This is a genomic window from Janthinobacterium sp. OK676 (genome assembly GCF_900103595.1).
Lineage (GTDB): Bacteria > Pseudomonadota > Gammaproteobacteria > Burkholderiales > Burkholderiaceae_D > Janthinobacterium.
Window position 1 is genome coordinate 355599 of sequence record NZ_FNHA01000005.1, and the last position, 16989, is coordinate 372587.

Here is a 16989-nt window from a genome sequence, read left to right on the forward strand (position 1 = left end):
CCGTATCACTGGTGCTGGTTATAGAACGACGCTTCGCCTTCCGGACGCGTCTTGAAGCGTTTATGGGTCCAGAAATACTCGGCCGGCGCTTCGCGCACGCGCTCCTCGATGAACTCGTTCATGCGGCGCGTGGCGGCCGTGATGTCGTCGCCCGGATAATCGTCCCACGCCGGATAGTATGTCACTTGCCAGCCCTGGTAGTTGGGCAGGAAGGTGGCGATGACGGGAATCACCTGCGCCTTGGCGGCCAGCGCCAGGCGCGCCGTGGCCGTCAGGGTGGCGGCGGGCACGCCGAAGAAGGGCACGAATTCCGCATCCTTCTCGCCGAAATCCATGTCCGGCAGCATGAAGTACGGCAAGCCGTCGCGCAGCGCGCGCAAAATCGTCTTGATGCCGTCCTGGCGCGTAAACAGCTTGGGCGGCTTGAAGCGGGAACGGCCGTTGCGCAAGGCCTGGTCGAAGGCGGCATTCTTTTGCTGCACGTACATCGACGAAGCGGAAATTTCCATGGCCGTGGCGGCGCCCGCCACGTCGAGGCAGACGAAATGCGGACACAGCAAAATCGTGGGCTTGGCCGCGATCTGCTGGCCCGGGAAGGCCGGCACTTTTTTGATCAGGCGGTTCAGGCGCGCTTCCGACGACCACCACAGGATGCTGCGCTCCCACACGCTGCGTGAATACGCCTGGAAATGCTGGCGCGCCAGCGCCACGCGCTGGGCTTCCGTCAGTTCCGGCATGCACAGGCGCAGATTCGTCAGGGCGATTCTGCGCCGCGTGGGCATGGCGATGAACAGCACGCTGCCGACGGCCACGCCGAAGCGGCCGAGGATGGGTAAGGGCAGCCAGTGCAGCAGCCACATGAAGGCGATCAGCAGTCTCATGCCGGCTCCTTGGCGGCATCGGCGCCGGCGGATGTCGGCGGCGGTGCGCCGCGCGGCACTTTATAGCGGTTGTAGCTCCACAAATATTGCGCGGGGCTGCGCGCGATCAATTGCTCCATGGCCGCATTGATGGTGCGCGCCTGCTCGGCCGAAGTGCTGTCGAGCGACTCGGTAAACGGCACGAAATGCACGACGTAGCCGCGCCCGCCAGGCAGGCGTTCCGCGTAGGTGATGATGACTTCGGCGCCGCCCATCTGCGCCAGCTTGGCGGGCAGGGTCATGGTGTAGGCGGGACGGCCGAAGAAATCGGCCCACACGCCTTCACCCTCTTGCGGCACCTGGTCGGGCAGCAGGCCGATCGGTTGTCCCTTTTTCAGGCATTTGGCAAAGATGCGCACGCCCGACATGTTCGCTGGCGCCAGCATCAGGTTTTCGCGCGCGCGCGCTCCTTCGATCAGCGGTTTGAGGGCGGCGCGCTTGGGCGGGCGGTACATCACGGTGAGCGGCGTGCGCAGCGCGATCTGCTGGGCGACGATTTCAAAGCAGCCCAGGTGCGGTGTCAGGAAGACAATACCGCGGCCATGCTGCAGCGCTTTTTCCACCAGTTCCCAGTTTTCCACCGTTGCATGGCGCGCTACGCGCTCGGCCGGCGCGCACCAGATGAAGGGCAACTCCAGCACGCTCTTGCCCGCTTCGGCCACGGCCGTGTGCAAGTGTTGCGAAAACCCCGCACCTTGCATGTTCTCGCGCATGCGGCGGCGGTAGGACGGCGAAATGGCGTAAATCACCCAGCCGAGCACAGCGCCCAGGCCATGCAGGACGGGCAGGGGAAAGATCGATAAGAAGCGGAAAATTGGGACTAACATGTATAAGCGGTTTCCAGGAATGGCGTGTTGCCGTGCCAAAATTTTTTAAGAAGCGTAAAATACCACGTATGCAGTAACCGCTGAGTTAATAGACAACTTGCGATGCGGAATATAAATCTCGCTAAAGCGTCGCAGGCAAAATCCTCTTTACTGCGACAGAACATTCACATAGTAAACAGGAGCTTGCAATGTCAAACGACTATCTCTTCACTTCCGAATCCGTTTCGGAAGGCCATCCCGACAAGGTTGCCGATCAAATTTCCGACGCCATCCTTGACGCCATCCTGACCCAGGATCCAGCCGCCCGCGTGGCTGCCGAAACCCTGTGCAACACGGGTCTGGTGGTGCTGGCTGGCGAGATTACCACCCACGCCAATGTGGATTATATTCAAGTTGCGCGCGAAACCATCAAACGCATCGGCTACGACAACACGGAATACGGCATCGACTACAAGGGTTGCGCCGTGCTGGTGGCCTACGACAAGCAGTCGCCGGACATCGCGCAAGGCGTCGATGAAGGTGCGGGTATTGACCTGGATCAAGGCGCTGGCGACCAGGGCCTGATGTTCGGCTACGCTTGCGATGAAACGGCCGAGCTGATGCCTGCCGCCATCCACTACGCGCACCGCCTGGTCGAGCGCCAGTCGCAGCTGCGCAAGGATGGCCGTTTGCCATGGCTGCGTCCGGATGCGAAATCGCAAGTGACCCTGCGCTACGTCGATGGCCGCCCCGTCGGCGTGCACACGGTCGTGCTGTCGACCCAGCATGCGCCGGAAATCTCGCATTCGCAGATCGAAGAAGCCGTCATCGAAGAAATCATCAAGCCCATCCTGCCGCGCGAATGGCTGACCGAGACCAAATTCCTCGTCAACCCGACGGGCCGTTTCGTCATCGGCGGTCCGCAAGGCGATTGCGGCTTGACCGGCCGCAAGATCATCGTCGACACCTACGGCGGCGCAGCCCCGCACGGCGGCGGCGCGTTCTCGGGCAAGGACCCGTCGAAAGTCGACCGTTCGGCAGCCTATGCGGCCCGTTACGTGGCGAAAAACATCGTCGCGGCCGGTCTGGCGCGCCAATGCCAGGTGCAGGTCAGCTACGCCATCGGCGTGGCCAAGCCGATCAACATCACCGTCTACACGGAAGGCACGGGCGTGATTCCGGATACGGAAATCGCCAAGCTGGTGCTGGCGCACTTCGACTTGCGTCCAAAAGGCATCGTGCAAATGCTCGACCTGCTGCGCCCGATCTACCAGAAGAGCGCCGCCTACGGTCATTTCGGCCGCGAAGAGCCGGAATTCACGTGGGAGCGTACGGACAAGGTCGCCCTGCTGCGCGACGCCGCCGGCCTGAAGTAATCTAGTTCGACTTGCAAGAAAAGCGCCCCGGCCTGCTGGCTGCGGGCGCTTTTTTTATGTGTTGTTACATGGCAATGTATGGCGAACAAGCTGGCGCACCGGCCTTGACAATGTTAAAATCCCCCGTCCGAGGAGCGTTGCGACGAAGAAATTCGCCAGGCTCGGAATATCCTGCAACCGCGCTCACGTACCTTTTTCAACTGAAAGGAGGGCGTGATGAACGCCGTACTCAAATCGCAACACGACTACACCATCGCCGATATCACCTTGGCCGCATGGGGCGACAAAGAAATCAAGATTGCTGAAACGGAAATGCCTGGCCTGATGGCCATCCGCGAAGAATTCGCGGCAGCGCAGCCTCTGAAAGGCGCGCGCATCACCGGTTCCATCCACATGACCATCCAGACCGCCGTGCTGATCCAGACCCTGGAAGCACTGGGCGCGCAAGTGCGTTGGGCATCGTGCAACATTTACTCGACGCAAGACCACGCCGCCGCCGCCATCGCTGCGGCCGGTACGCCTGTGTTCGCCGTCAAGGGCGAGTCCTTGGACGACTACTGGGAATACACGCACCGCATCTTCGAATGGCCGAACGTGGACGGCAAGGCTGTCTACTCGAACATGATCCTCGACGATGGCGGCGACGCTACCCTGCTGCTGCACCTGGGCGTGCGCGCGGAAACCGACCTGTCGGTGCTGGCCAATCCGGGTTCGGACGAAGAAATCTGCCTGTTCAATTCGATCAAGAAACACTTGCTGGCCGATCCGACCTGGTATTCGAAGCGTCTGCCGGAAATCCTGGGCGTGACCGAAGAAACGACGACCGGCGTGCACCGTCTGTATCAGATGCACAAGGAAGGCAAGCTGGCTTTCCCTGCGATCAACGTGAACGATTCCGTCACGAAATCGAAGTTCGACAACCTGTATGGCTGCCGCGAATCCTTGGTCGACGGCATCAAGCGCGCCACCGACGTGATGATCGCCGGCAAAGTGGCCGTCATCGCCGGTTACGGTGATGTCGGCAAGGGTTCGGCCCAAGCCATGCGCGCCCTGTCGGCGCAAGTGTGGGTGACGGAAGTCGATCCGATCTGCGCACTGCAGGCGGCGATGGAAGGCTACCGCGTGGTGACCATGGATTACGCCTGCGAACACGGCGACATCTTTGTCACTTGCACGGGCAACTATCACATCCTCACGCACGATCACCTGACGCGCATGAAAGACCAGGCCATCGTCTGCAACATTGGTCACTTCGACAATGAAATCGACGTCGCTTCGCTGAAGCAATACGAGTGGGAAAACATCAAGCCGCAAGTCGACCACATCATCTTCCCGTCGGGCCGCCGCATCATCCTGCTGGCCGAAGGCCGCCTGGTCAACCTCGGTTGCGGCACGGGCCACCCGTCGTACGTGATGAGCTCGTCGTTCGCCAACCAGACGATCGCCCAGATCGAACTGTACGCAAACACGGCCAACTACCCGGTCGGCGTGTACACCCTGCCTAAACACCTGGACGAAAAAGTCGCCCGTTTGCAACTCAAAAAGTTGAATGCGCAGCTGACGGAACTGACGCAAGAGCAAGCCGACTACATCGGCGTGCGCACGGAAGGTCCATACAAGCCAGAGCACTACCGCTATTAAGATGGTTGCCTCATGAACCTACTGCGCGGCGCGGGGCGCAGCCGGCGATGCTCGCTGTACCTTCGTACAGCTGCGCTTCTCGGCCACGCCGCGCATCCGCTCGCTACGGTTCCTGAGGCAACAAGACTGATCGGTATATCTTTTGTGCCGGCTATTGCCGGCCTGACTTTCTTTGACAGGCTAGAGAAATGCGCTTGCTACTGATTTGGTTTATCAATGCGGCAGCCCTGTTTGCCGTCCCCTACCTGATGCATTCGGTGACGATGAGCAGCGGCTGGACCGCGCTGCTGGCCGCTGCCGTGCTGGGGCTGGTCAATGCGCTGATCCGTCCTTTGCTGATCTTGCTGACCCTGCCCGTGACGTTCTTGTCGCTGGGCCTGTTCATTCTGATCATCAACGGCTTCATGTTCTGGCTGGTGGCGCAAATAATCGATGGTTTCCATGTCGCCAGTTTCTGGTCGGCCGTGGGTGGTGCATTGCTGTACAGCGTCATTTCCTGGGCCCTGTCGACCTTACTTTTGAGTAATGACGATGGAAAAGCATAATTTCAGTATTGAGTTTTTCCCGCCGAAAACCCCGGAAGGGGCGGAAAAGCTGCGCGCCACGCGTGTCAAGTTGTCTGAGTTGCATCCAAAGTATTTCTCGGTGACCTTTGGCGCCGGCGGCACCACGCAGCAGGGTACCCTGGACACCGTACGCGAGATCCTGGCGGCCGGCGAACAGGCCGCACCGCATCTGTCTTGCGTCGGCGGTTCGCGCGAATCGATCCGCGCCGTGCTGGCCGACTTCAAGGCGGCCGGCGTGCAGCGTATCGTGGCTTTGCGCGGCGATTTGCCCAGCGGCTATGGCGCTTCGGGCGAGTTCCGTTACGCCAACGAGCTGGTGGAATTCATCCGCGCCGAGACGGGCGACCATTTCCATATCGAAGTGGCCGCCTATCCGGAAGTGCACCCGCAAGCCCGTTCGCCGCAGGACGACCTGAATGCGTTCGCGCGCAAGGTGCAGGCTGGCGCGAATGCCGCCATCACCCAGTACTTCTACAATGCCGACGCGTATTTCCAGTTTGTCGAGCAGACGCAGAAGATGGGCATCAACGTGCCCATCGTGGCCGGCATCATGCCGATCACGAACTACACGCAGCTGATGCGCTTTTCGGACATGTGCGGCGCGGAAATTCCACGCTGGGTGCGTCTGAAACTGGCCAGCTTCGGCGACGACAGCGCATCCATCAAGGCCTTCGGCCTCGACGTGGTGACGGGCTTGTGCGAACGCCTGCTGGAAGGCGGCGCGCCAGGTTTGCATTTCTATAGCATGAACCAGGCGGCCGCCACGACGGCCCTGTGGCAGCGCCTGGTGAAATAAACCGTCCTGACTCGTCAGTACAGATCGCCCTCGGTCACGACGTGATCGAGGGCGATGTCGTATTCGCCATTGGGAAAGCTGGCCGCCAGGCAGGCGTAGGCGATCCCGAGCGTGCGCGGACGCGGCGTGGCAGCCAGGGTACGGTCGTAATACCCGCCGCCATAGCCGAGCCGGAAGCGTTCTTCATTGAATCCCAGGCAGGGCACGAGCAGGGTGGCGGGCGCCGGACGCAGGCGCAAACGGGCCGGCACGGCCACGCCCATGCCATCCTTGACCATGGGCTCGCCGGGCGTCCAGGCGGAAAAGGCCAGCGGCGCATGTTTTTCCAGCACCACGGGCAAGCTTAATTGCACGCCGCGCGCGGCCAGCTGGGCATAGGCATCGTGCAAGTCCGGCTCGCCATGCAGGGGCCAGTACACGCCCAGTTCCTTGACGTTTTCCTGCGCGCACCAGTCCAGCAGGCGCTGCGCGATGGCCGCATCCCACCCCGCGCGCGTGGAGTCGGGCAGGGCGCGCCGGGCCGCCAGCAGGGCTTTGCGCAAGCCGGCTTTTTCCTGTGGCGCAATGGGTGGCCGTGTAGCCGGATCGCATGTTATTCTAGGGTCGCTATTCATATCACCATCAAGTTAAGATTGAGAGTCGTACATTGATTTCCCCACTGAAATGGATTGCCGGCACGATGCTGTGTGTTGCATCGGCCTTGTCTCCTCTGGCCGCCCTGGCCCAGGTTTCCACCACCATATCCCCAGCCGCTCCCGACACGCGCAGCGAGGACGATGCCTTCCTGCTGCTGCGCGACGCCGCGCGCAAGGATGACGTCGAAAAAGCCGACTTTTATGCGGGGCGCCTGACGAATTACCAGATTCCATCATATGTTGACTATTATCGGCTGAAACCGCGTATCAAACTGCTGACCGAGGCGCAATTTCGCGATTACCTGAACCGCTACAAGGGCAGCGCCATCGCCGACCGTTTCCGCAACGACTGGCTGCTGGAACTGGGCCGCAAGCGCGACTGGGTCGTGTTCGATGAGCAATATCCGCAATTCGCCCTCGACGACGATACCCAGCTCAAGTGCTACGCGCTGATGTCGCGCGCGGCCAAGGGCCAGAACGTGGCCGCCGAGGCGCGCAACCTGCTGGTGTCGCCGCCCGGCTATGGCGAAGCGTGTGGCAGCCTGATCGCGGCATTGGCGCAAAACGGCCAGTTCGACACGAACGACCTGTGGGCGCAGATCCGCCTGGCGGGCCAGACCAACGCCACGGGCCCGGCGCGCCGCATCGCGCTGCTGCTGGGCGCCTCCGACGCGAAGATGGCGCAAGCGATCGACTTGCCGGCGCTGGTGCTGGCCAAGGGCGCGGGCGCCAGCCGTGCCGACCACGAGATGTATCTGGTGGCCGTTGGCCGCATGGCGAAAAGCACCTTGAAACTGGGCGTCGTCGCCTTGCAAAAGGCCAGTGCGCAGCTGACGGCGCAGGAACAGGCCATCGGCTGGGCCAGCCTGGCGCTGCAAGCGTCGTATGCGCTGGCGCCGGAAGCGTTCGAATATTGGCAAAAGACTAATGGTGCGCCGCTGACCCTGGAACAGATGCAATGGAAGGCGCGTATCGCCTTGCGCGAAGGTAACTGGCCTGTGGTGAAGTCCAGCATCCAGGCCATGCCGGCCTCCCTGCGCACCGATCCTACCTGGGTGTACTGGCTGGCGCGCGCGCAGCAGGCGGAAACGCCGGGCCGTCCGAACGCGCAGGCGGACGCCCTGTACCGCACGATCAGCGATCAATCGAATTTCTATGGTTTGCTGGCCAATGAAGAACTGGGCAACCACCTGGTGCTGCCGCCGCCGGGCCAGCCCATCACGCCGGCGGAAATCGCCGCCATGGCCGCCAATCCGGGTCTGCAGCGGGCCTTGAAATTTTTTAACATGCGCTTGCGCTTCGAAGGCACGCGCGAATGGAACTGGGAATTGCGTTCGATGACGGACCGCCAGCATCTGGCGGCCGCGGAATTTGCGCGCCAGAACAATGTGCTCGACCGCATGGTCAACACCTCGGACCGCACGCGCCTGGAAGTGGACTATACGCAGCGCTACCCGACGCCGCACGACGACGTCATGCACCCGGCCACGCAAACCCTGGGTCTCGACAAAGCCTGGGTGTATGGCCTGATCCGCCAGGAATCGCGCTTCATCATGGATGCCCAGTCGCACGTGGGCGCGTCCGGCCTGATGCAGGTGATGCCGTCGACGGCCCGTTATGTCGCCAAGAAGATCGGCCTCACCGATTTCGTCACGGAAACCTTAAGCGACGTGCGCACCAACGTCTTGCTGGGCACGAACTACCTGAACATGGTGCTTGGCGGCCTTGACGGTTCGCAAGTGCTGGCCAGCGCCGCCTACAACGCGGGACCGGGGCGCTTGCGCATCTGGCGCGCCACCATGACCCGTCCGCTGGAAGGCGCCGTCTTCGCTGAAACGATTCCATATACGGAAACGCGCGGCTACGTGAAAAACGTGATGGCCAACGCCACGTATTACGCGGCCCTGTTCGAGAAGAGCCCGCAGTCGCTGAAGGCGCGCCTGGGTACCGTGGGACCGAAAAACAGCGCTGTTTCTGCCGATTTGCCATCATCCAACTAAAGCTACCCGACCATGCAAACGACCATCCTTGATCCCAGCCTGACGCAAACCCTGGCTGCCGCCCGCGAGCCGGGCCTGACCCTCATCATTGGCAACAAGAATTACTCGTCGTGGTCGATGCGTCCATGGGTGGCCATGACGGCCTTCGGTATCCCGTTCCAGGAAGTGCGCGTGCTGCTCGACCAGGGCGACACGGCCACCAAAATTGCCGCGTATTCGGCCAGCGGCCGCGTGCCCGTGCTGCTGGCGGGCGAGATCACGATCTGGGACAGCCTGGCCATCTGCGAATACCTGGCCGAGCAGTTTCCCGATAAGCACATGTGGCCGCAAGACGTGGCCGCGCGCGCCATGGCGCGCTGTGTCTGCGCGGAAATGCATTCCGGTTTCACGGGCTTGCGCACGGACATGTCGATGAATATCAAGGCGAAATTGCCGGGCCGGGGCCGCACGGCCGCCGCGCAGGCCGACATCGGCCGCATCAGCGAAATCTGGGAAGAGTGTTTATCGCGCTTTGGCCACCACCAGTTCCTGTTTGGCGACTTTTCCATCGCCGACGCGTATTTCACCCCCGTCGTCATGCGTTTCCGCACCTATGGCGTGAGCCTGGCGCCGGCGCTGAACGCGTATTGCGAGCGCGTGCAGGCGCACCCGGCCGTCGCCCGCTGGATCGCGGAAGCGCTGGCGGAAACGGAAACGGCGCCCAAGCACGACGCGGAACTGCCTGACTAAGAAAAGAGTGTTATGAAGATATACACGGTCGGTGGCGCGGTGCGCGACCAACTGCTGGGCCTGCCCGTGAAAGACCACGACCACGTCGTCGTCGGCGCCACGCCGGAAGACATGCTGCGCCGGGGCTTCCGGCCCGTCGGCAAGGATTTCCCCGTCTTCCTGCACCCGAAGACGCAGGAAGAGTACGCGCTGGCCCGTACGGAACGCAAGACGGCCCCCGGCTACCGGGGCTTTGTCTTCCACACGGCGCCCGACGTCACCCTCGAAGAAGACCTGGTGCGCCGCGATCTGACCATCAACGCCATCGCGCAAGCCGAGGACGGCAGCCTGACGGACCCGTTCGGCGGCATCGAGGATATCCAGAACAAAGTGTTTCGCCACGTTTCCGACGCGTTCGGCGAAGACCCCGTGCGCATCCTGCGCCTGGCCCGCTTTGCCGCCCGCTTCGATACTTTTACGGTGGCGCCCGCCACCATGGCCCTCATGCGTCAAATGGTGCTGGACGGCGAAGTCGACGCCCTGGTGGCCGAGCGCGTGTGGCAGGAAGTGGCCAAGGGGCTGATGGAGGCGCGTCCGTCGCGCATGCTGACGGTGCTGCAGGAATGCGGCGCGCTGGAACGCATCCTGCCGGAACTGACAATCAACGAACATTTGCTGCAGGTGATCGATCATGCCGCCAGTGCCGGCCACGACCTGTGCGTGCGCTTTGCCGTGCTGATGTTGGCCGTGCCGCTTGGGCAGATCAACGCGCTCAGCGAGCGCCTGCGCGTGCCCAACGATTGCCGCGAGCTGGCCGTGATGGCGGCGCGCGAGCAGGCTGCCGTTGCCGGTGCGCTGGCCTTGAGCGCCGAGGAACTGGTGCGCTTGTGCGAACGCTGCGATGGACTGCGCAAGCCGCAGCGCTTCGTGCAGATGCTGGACGCCATCGCCTGCGACGTGCATGCCCAGGATACTGCGTTCCCGCAGTCGGCCTGGCTGCAAGCGATGCTGGCCGCCGTGCGCGGCGTCGATGCGGGCGCGCTGGCACAAGCTTGCGCACACGAACCGAAGCACATTCCCGAGCTCATCCACGCGGCGCGGGTCGAGGCCGTCACAAATGCGATCAGCGGCACGGAGCTGCCATGACCCTGCCCAAATTATTCCAGAACCCGTTTCGCCGCTGGCTCAGCCGTAGCGGCGGGCGCCCGACCGTGCTCGTCAAGCAATTGCATGAGCGCGACCGGCGCCGCATGATGAAGCACTTCCTGTCGCTCGAGAAAAGCGACCGCCTGCTGCGCTTCGGCAGCGCCTTGCCCGATGAGCTCGTCGCCCAGTACGTGCACAAGATGGATTTTTCGCGCGACATGGTCTACGGCGTCTATAACAGCCTGTTCAAGCTGGTGGGCGTGGGGCATCTGGCGTTCGCGCCGAAGGACAAGTCGCCGGCGAAAAGCGTCGTGACGGACAAGGAGCAGGTGGCCGAGTTTGGCGTGTCCGTGTCGAAATCCATGCGCGGCATGGGCGTGGGCTCGAAATTGTTCGAGCGGGCGGCAATTCACTGCCGTAACAACGACGTCGATACCCTGTACATGCATTGCTTGTCGTCCAACAAGACGATGATGCATATCGCCAAGAAGGCGGGCATGGAAATCCAGCGCGACTATGGCGAAGCCGATGCTTACTTGAAATTGTTGCCGCCGAATCCGGGCAGCATGCTGCAGGAAGCCGTGCAGGAGCAGTTCGCCATGTTCGACTACACGTTCAAGGCGAATGCGCGCGCCGCCAGCAAGTTGTTCGAGCGCTTGCCGGGCCGCAAGAAGAAGCCCGGGCCGCCGTCACCGCCGTCACAATAAGGGCAGGGCCGTCGTATCCTTGATGCGCTGCAAGGCAAAGCTCGATTTCACGTCCAGCACGGCCGGGTGGCGCAGCAGGGTCGCCATCATGAAGCGTGAAAAGTGCTCCATGTCTTCCACGTGCACGCGCAGCAGATAATCCATCTCGCCCGTCATCGCATAACAGGCCACCACTTCCGGCCATTGCGCCACCGCCACGGCGAAGTCGGCGCGCGGCGACGTGTTCGTCACCAGATTCGGCGCCAGTACTCTTGCCGTGCTGTGGGCATGGGCGGTGGCGTCGCTGTGCTTTTCCAGCCGCACGTTGACGTAGGCGAGCAAGCCCAGGCCGATCTTTTCCGGGTCCAGCAGGGCCACGTACTGGCGGATCACGCCCGCTTCTTCCAGCCGTTTGACGCGGCGCAAGCATGGCGACGGCGACAGGCTGACCTGCTCGGCCACGTCCTGATTCGACAGGCGGCCATCGGCCTGCAGGACGGAGAGGATCTTGCGATCCGTTTTATCCAGCGTAATTTTGCTCATGCTTCCTCCGGTGGTTCGTGTTTCACGCAATATTATTGCGCAAATCATGATTGTTCGGGAGATCTTTGGCATTTAATGCCCGTGACCCGCGCCTATACTGTGCGCTACTTCTTGGAGGAGACATCATGCAATTTCAGCCTTGGGATAACCCGATGGGTACCGATGGTTTCGAGTTCGTCGAGTATGCAGCACCAGACCCAAAAGCATTGGGCAAGCTGTTCGAGAACATGGGATTCACGGCCATCGCGCGCCACCGCCACAAGGATGTGACCCTGTACCGTCAGGGCGACATCAATTTCATCATCAATGCCGAACAAGATTCGTTCGCGCAGCGTTTTGCCCGCCATCACGGCCCGTCCGTGTGCGCCATCGCCATCCGTGTCGATGACGCCGCCTTCGTCTACCGCCGCGCGCTGGAACTGGGCGCCTGGGGTTTCGACAATAAAACGGGCCCGATGGAGCTGAACATTCCCGCCATCAAGGGCGTGGGCGATTCCTTGCTGTACTTCGTCGACCGCTGGCGCGGCAAGGGCGCCGACAAGCCGGACGCGGCCGCACCCGGCGGCATCGGCGACATCAGCATCTATGACGTCGATTTCGTCGCCATTCCCGGCGCCGTCGCCAACCCCGTCGGCCATGGCCTGACCTATATCGACCACCTGACGCACAATGTGCACCGTGGCCGCATGAAGGAATGGGCAAGCTTCTATGAAAACCTGTTCAACTTCCGCGAAGTGCGCTACTTCGACATCGAAGGCAAGCTGACGGGCCTCAAGTCGAAGGCCATGACTTCGCCGTGCGGCAAGATCCGCATCCCGATCAATGAATCGTCGGACGACAAGTCGCAGATCGCCGAATACCTGGACCAGTACCATGGCGAAGGCATCCAGCACATCGCCCTGGGCACGGACAATATCTACGCGTCCGTGCAAGGCATGCGCGATACGGGTATCGATTTCCAGGATACGATTGAAACTTACTATGAGCTGGTCAACCGCCGCCTGCCGAACCATGGCGAGCAGCTGGAAGAACTGCGCCGCTTGCGCATCCTGATCGATGGCCACAGCACGGAAAACGAACGCGAACTGCTGCTGCAAATCTTCACGCAGACGGTGATCGGCCCGATCTTCTTCGAGATCATCCAGCGCAAGGGCGACCAGGGCTTCGGCGAAGGCAATTTCCGCGCCCTGTTCGAGTCGATCGAGCTGGACCAGATCAAGCGCGGCGTGCTGAAAGATACGAACGCGGCGTAAGGCGACTCATGCCCGGAATGTCGGATTACGCTGCGCTAATCCGACCTACAGCTGGGGCCAGTAATGTAGGTCGGGTTAGCCAGGATGGCGTAAGCCGACATGCCCGCAAAAAGAAGCACTAAAAAGCAGCAAAAAGCACAAACACGGGAGTGCAGTGCAGCAAAGAACTGTGCGCCTTCCTGTGGTAGTCTACGACAAACAAGTCATTTTTCCGCACCGGCATTGCTCACAAAGCGCGGCCGGTACGTGTGAGTTCAACCGACTTTGCACGCGTAGCACAGAGAATAATGGAGACAAGTAATGAATGCAGCTATCAAGGGCTCGAGTCTTGAGCCGGGCGCGCACGCGTCCGAGATTTCCCTGAACGACAAATACACGCTCGAGCGTGGCCGCGCCTTCATGACGGGCACGCAAGCGCTGATCCGCCTGCCCATGCTGCAGCGCGAGCGCGACCTGAAGGCGGGCCTGAATACGGCCGGCTACATCACCGGCTACCGCGGTTCGCCTGTGACGTCCGTCGACATGACGGCGATCAAGGCAAAAAAATATCTCGATGAACACCATGTCAAATTCCATCCGGGCCTGAACGAAGACCTGGCCGCCACGGCCGTCTGGGGCACGCAGCAAACGAACTTGTTCGAAGACGCGAAATACGACGGCGTGTTCGGCATGTGGTACGGCAAGGGCCCCGGCGTCGACCGTTGCGGCGACGTTTTCAAGCACGCCAATAACGCCGGTTCCGCCAAGCACGGCGGCGTGCTGGTGCTGGCCGGCGACGACCATGCGGCCAAATCCTCGTCCACGGCCCACCAGTCCGACCATATCCTGAACGCCTGCGGCATTCCCGTGCTGTATCCGTCGTCGGTGCAGGAATACATCGACTACGGCTTGCATGCGTGGGCCATGAGCCGCTACACGGGCCTGTGGGTGTCGATGAAATGCGTGACCGACATCATCGAGTCGGGCGCCGCCGTCGACTTCGACCCGGATCGCGTACAGATCGTGCTGCCGACCGACTTCGAGATGCCGGCCGGCGGCTTGAACATCCGCTGGCCCGACACGGTGCTGGAACAAGAAGTACGCATGAACAGCTACAAATGGTATGCGGCGCTGGCCTATGCGCGTGCCAACAAGCTCAATAAGATCATCTGGGATAGCCCGAAGGCGCGCATCGGCATCATCACGGCCGGCAAATCGTACCTGGACACGCGCCAGGCGCTGGCCGACCTGGGCATCGACGAGCAGACGGCGTCCGACATCGGCATCCGCCTGTACAAGATCGGCATGACCTGGCCGCTGGAAGCGGACGGCGTGCATGAATTTGCCAAGGGCCTCGACGAAATCCTCGTGGTGGAAGAAAAGCGCCAGATCCTCGAATACGCGCTGAAGGAAGAACTGTACAACCTGAAGGATGGCGAGCGTCCGCGCGTGGTCGGCAAGTTCGACGACACGGGCGAATGGAGCAACCAGAAGGGCACCGGACACGGCGACTGGCTGCTGCCGGCCACGTATGAGCTGAACCCGGCCATGATCGCGCGCGCCATTGCCAGCCGCATTTCGCGCTACTACGCGGGCCACCCGGTCGAGCAGCGCGTGAAGGAACGCATCGCCTACCTGGAAGCGAAGGAAAACGTCCTCAAGGCCATCAGCGTGAAGCCCGATCCGCAGAAAGACCGCACGCCGTTCTTCTGCTCCGGCTGCCCGCACAACAGTTCCACCAAAGTGCCGGAAGGCTCGCGCGCGCTGGCCGGCATCGGCTGCCACTACATGGTGCTGTGGATGGACCGCGAAACGTCGACGTTTACCCACATGGGCGCCGAAGGCGTCACCTGGGTGGGGCAGGCGCCGTTCACGAATGAAAAGCACGTGTTTACCAACCTGGGCGACGGCACGTATTTCCACTCGGGCATCCTGGCCATCCGCGCGGCCGTCTCGGCCAAGGTGAACATCACTTATAAAATCCTGTTCAACGATGCGGTGGCCATGACGGGCGGCCAGGAATTCGACGGTCCGCTATCGCCAGCCATTATCTCTCGCCAGATCGCCGCCGAAGGCGTCGGTCCCATCATCGTCGTCACCGACGAACCGGAAAAATACCCGGACGATTACGCCTGGGCGGAAGGCGTCACCGTGCGCCACCGTTCGGAACTGATGGACGTGCAGCGCGAACTGCGCGACATGCCGGGCGTGTCGGCCATGATCTACGACCAGACCTGCGCCTCGGAAAAACGCCGCCGCCGGAAACGCAATGAATACCCGGACCCGGCCAAGCGCGCCGTCATCAACGAAGCCGTCTGCGAAGGCTGCGGCGACTGCTCCGTGCAATCGAACTGCCTGTCCGTGGAACCGCTGGAAACGGAACTGGGACGCAAGCGCCAGATCAACCAGTCGTCCTGCAACAAGGATTTTTCGTGCACGACGGGCTTCTGCCCCAGTTTCGTGACGGTGGAAGGCGGCGGCTTGAAAAAGCCGAAAAAGGCTGCTGCCGCCGACAAGGATGCGCCAGCCGCGCCAGCCTTGCCGACGCCGCAGATTCCTTCGACGGCCGAGCCATTCGGCATCCTGGTCACCGGCATCGGCGGCACGGGTGTCGTCACCGTCGGCCAGATCCTGGCCATGGCGGCCCACGTGGAAGGCAAGGGCTGTTCCGTGCTGGACATGAGCGGCCTGGCGCAAAAGGGCGGCCCCGTGATGTCGCACGTGCGCCTGGCGGACCGCCAGGAAGATATCCACTCGACGCGCGTCGGCACGGGTGCGGCCGATCTCGTGATCGGCTGCGACCTGATCGTCACGGCCAGCCGCGACGCCCTCTCGCGCATGGGAGAAGGCCGCAGCTGGGCCATGATCAACTCGACCAGCTCGTCGACGGCGGCCTTCGTGAAAAACCCGGACTGGCAATTCCCAGGGGCTTCCGCGCGCATGGAAATCGAAAAGGCCTGCGGCAACGACCACGTGGACTTCATCGACGCGGGCCAGATCGCCACGGCGCTGATGGGCGACTCGATCGCGACGAACATGTTCATGCTCGGCTACGCCTGGCAAAAGGGCAAAGTGCCGCTGTCGGAAGCTGCCATCATGAAGGCCATCGACTTGAACAACGTCTCGGTGGCGTTCAACAAGGCGGCCTTCAACTGGGGCCGCGCCGGTGCGCATGACGCGGCCAGCCTGATACGCATGACGACACCGGCGAAAGTGGTGGAATTCAAGCGCATCGACACGCTCGACGACATCATCGAAAAACGGGTGGCCCTGCTGACGGCTTACCAGGACCGCGCGTATGCGCAGCAGTACATCGATTTCGTCGGCCAGGTGCGCGCCGCCGAAAGCGCCCTGAATGGCCCGCACCTGCGCCTGACGGAAGCCGTGGCCCGCTACTTCTACAAGCTGATGGCCTACAAGGATGAGTACGAAGTGGCGCGCCTGTACACGGACGGCGCCTTCCAGGCGAAGATCGCCGCCATGTTCGAAGGCGACATCAAGCTCAAGTTCCACCTGGCGCCGCCCATCATGGCAAAAACGGATGCCCAGGGCCATCTGATCAAGAAGGAATACGGCCCGTGGATGCTGAAGGCGTTCGGCGTGCTGGCCAAGTTCAAGGGCTTGCGCGGCACCGCGTTTGACGTGTTCGGCCATACGGCCGAGCGCAAGATGGAGCGCGCGCTGATTCTTGAGTACCGCGCGACGGTGGGGGGCTTGCTGCCGAAACTGACGACGGCCAAGCTGGCGCAAGCCGTGGCCATCGCCAGCATCCCGGAAGACATCCGCGGCTATGGCCACGTGAAGGAGCGGCATTTGAAGGCGGCGAAAGAGAAGGAAGCGAGTCTGCTGATCGCCTTCAACGCGCCGACGCCGCTGCCGCCCGTCGTGGCGGCGCCCGTGGCGGCCACCGTGGCGTGATGGGCTGAACTCCACG

14 protein-coding genes and 1 riboswitch are annotated in these 16989 nt (G+C 62.1%); of the genes, 10 read left to right on the plus strand and 4 right to left on the minus strand.

What is annotated here, in order from left to right; translation table 11 throughout:
• Nucleotides 1-5: 5 nt before the first annotated feature.
• Together BLU39_RS13085 and BLU39_RS13090 are read right to left on the minus strand one after the other, a co-directional pair.
• The gene (locus tag BLU39_RS13085) at nucleotides 6-881 is read right to left on the minus strand and encodes an LpxL/LpxP family acyltransferase (RefSeq protein ID WP_092713564.1); all 876 of its coding nucleotides are present in this window, start codon (nucleotides 879-881) and stop codon (nucleotides 6-8) included.
• Entirely contained in the window at nucleotides 878-1747 is an 870-nt protein-coding gene (locus tag BLU39_RS13090; RefSeq protein WP_092713566.1) for a lysophospholipid acyltransferase family protein, read from the minus strand. Before BLU39_RS13090 ends, BLU39_RS13085 begins: the two co-directional genes overlap by 4 nt.
• A 188-nt stretch (nucleotides 1748-1935) precedes the next feature.
• On the opposite strand from BLU39_RS13090, the gene metK reads away from it, so the two are divergent.
• The 4 genes from metK to metF all read left to right on the plus strand — a co-directional run bounded on the left by metK (nucleotide 1936) and on the right by metF (nucleotide 6105).
• The gene (gene metK / locus BLU39_RS13095; protein WP_092713568.1) at nucleotides 1936-3102 is read left to right on the plus strand and encodes a methionine adenosyltransferase; all 1167 of its coding nucleotides are present in this window, start codon (nucleotides 1936-1938) and stop codon (nucleotides 3100-3102) included.
• A gap of 123 nt (nucleotides 3103-3225) precedes the next feature.
• A riboswitch (S-adenosyl-L-homocysteine riboswitch) is annotated at nucleotides 3226-3294 on the plus strand.
• A gap of 24 nt (nucleotides 3295-3318) precedes the next feature.
• A complete protein-coding gene (gene ahcY / locus BLU39_RS13100) occupies nucleotides 3319-4743 on the plus strand; it encodes an adenosylhomocysteinase (protein ID WP_092713571.1) in 1425 nt (474 codons plus the stop codon).
• 188 nt (nucleotides 4744-4931) lie between these two features.
• Nucleotides 4932-5288, plus strand: coding sequence for a phage holin family protein (locus BLU39_RS13105; protein WP_092713573.1), 357 nt, complete (start codon nucleotides 4932-4934; stop codon nucleotides 5286-5288).
• Entirely contained in the window at nucleotides 5275-6105 is an 831-nt protein-coding gene (metF, locus tag BLU39_RS13110; protein ID WP_092713575.1) for a methylenetetrahydrofolate reductase [NAD(P)H], read from the plus strand. The genes BLU39_RS13105 and metF overlap by 14 nt, the downstream gene beginning before the upstream one ends.
• Nucleotides 6106-6119: 14 nt before the next feature.
• On the opposite strand, the gene BLU39_RS13115 is transcribed toward metF, so the two are convergent.
• Complete coding sequence (locus BLU39_RS13115; protein WP_092713577.1) at nucleotides 6120-6647, minus strand: 5-formyltetrahydrofolate cyclo-ligase; 528 nt, start codon at nucleotides 6645-6647, stop codon at nucleotides 6120-6122.
• A gap of 137 nt (nucleotides 6648-6784) precedes the next feature.
• Here BLU39_RS13115 and BLU39_RS13120 point away from each other — a divergent pair, with 137 nt between their 5' ends.
• The 4 genes from BLU39_RS13120 to BLU39_RS13135 are packed head-to-tail and all read left to right on the plus strand — an operon-like array spanning nucleotide 6785 to nucleotide 11301.
• Nucleotides 6785-8740, plus strand: a complete 1956-nt coding sequence (locus BLU39_RS13120; RefSeq protein ID WP_254788965.1) for a lytic transglycosylase domain-containing protein — start codon at nucleotides 6785-6787, stop codon at nucleotides 8738-8740.
• A 12-nt stretch (nucleotides 8741-8752) separates the two neighbouring features.
• Nucleotides 8753-9469, plus strand: coding sequence for a glutathione S-transferase family protein (locus BLU39_RS13125; protein ID WP_092713581.1), 717 nt, complete (start codon nucleotides 8753-8755; stop codon nucleotides 9467-9469).
• A gap of 12 nt (nucleotides 9470-9481) precedes the next feature.
• A complete protein-coding gene (locus BLU39_RS13130) occupies nucleotides 9482-10594 on the plus strand; it encodes a tRNA nucleotidyltransferase/poly(A) polymerase-related protein (protein ID WP_092713583.1) in 1113 nt (370 codons plus the stop codon).
• Nucleotides 10591-11301 (plus strand): GNAT family N-acetyltransferase, encoded by a 711-nt coding sequence (locus BLU39_RS13135; protein WP_092713585.1) that lies wholly within the window; start codon nucleotides 10591-10593, stop codon nucleotides 11299-11301. The genes BLU39_RS13130 and BLU39_RS13135 overlap by 4 nt, the downstream gene beginning before the upstream one ends.
• Here BLU39_RS13135 and BLU39_RS13140 read toward each other — a convergent pair.
• Nucleotides 11293-11823, minus strand: coding sequence for an Lrp/AsnC family transcriptional regulator (locus BLU39_RS13140; protein ID WP_092713587.1), 531 nt, complete (start codon nucleotides 11821-11823; stop codon nucleotides 11293-11295). The two genes, BLU39_RS13135 and BLU39_RS13140, sit on opposite strands and share 9 nt — an antisense overlap.
• A gap of 125 nt (nucleotides 11824-11948) precedes the next feature.
• Here BLU39_RS13140 and hppD point away from each other — a divergent pair, with 125 nt between their 5' ends.
• Nucleotides 11949-13076: a 4-hydroxyphenylpyruvate dioxygenase gene (hppD, locus tag BLU39_RS13145; protein ID WP_070313026.1), complete on the plus strand. Its 1128-nt coding sequence runs from the start codon at nucleotides 11949-11951 to the stop codon at nucleotides 13074-13076.
• Between the two features lie 300 nt (nucleotides 13077-13376).
• Nucleotides 13377-16973, plus strand: a complete 3597-nt coding sequence (locus tag BLU39_RS13150) for an indolepyruvate ferredoxin oxidoreductase family protein (RefSeq protein WP_092713589.1) — start codon at nucleotides 13377-13379, stop codon at nucleotides 16971-16973.
• Nucleotides 16974-16989 lie beyond the last annotated feature (16 nt).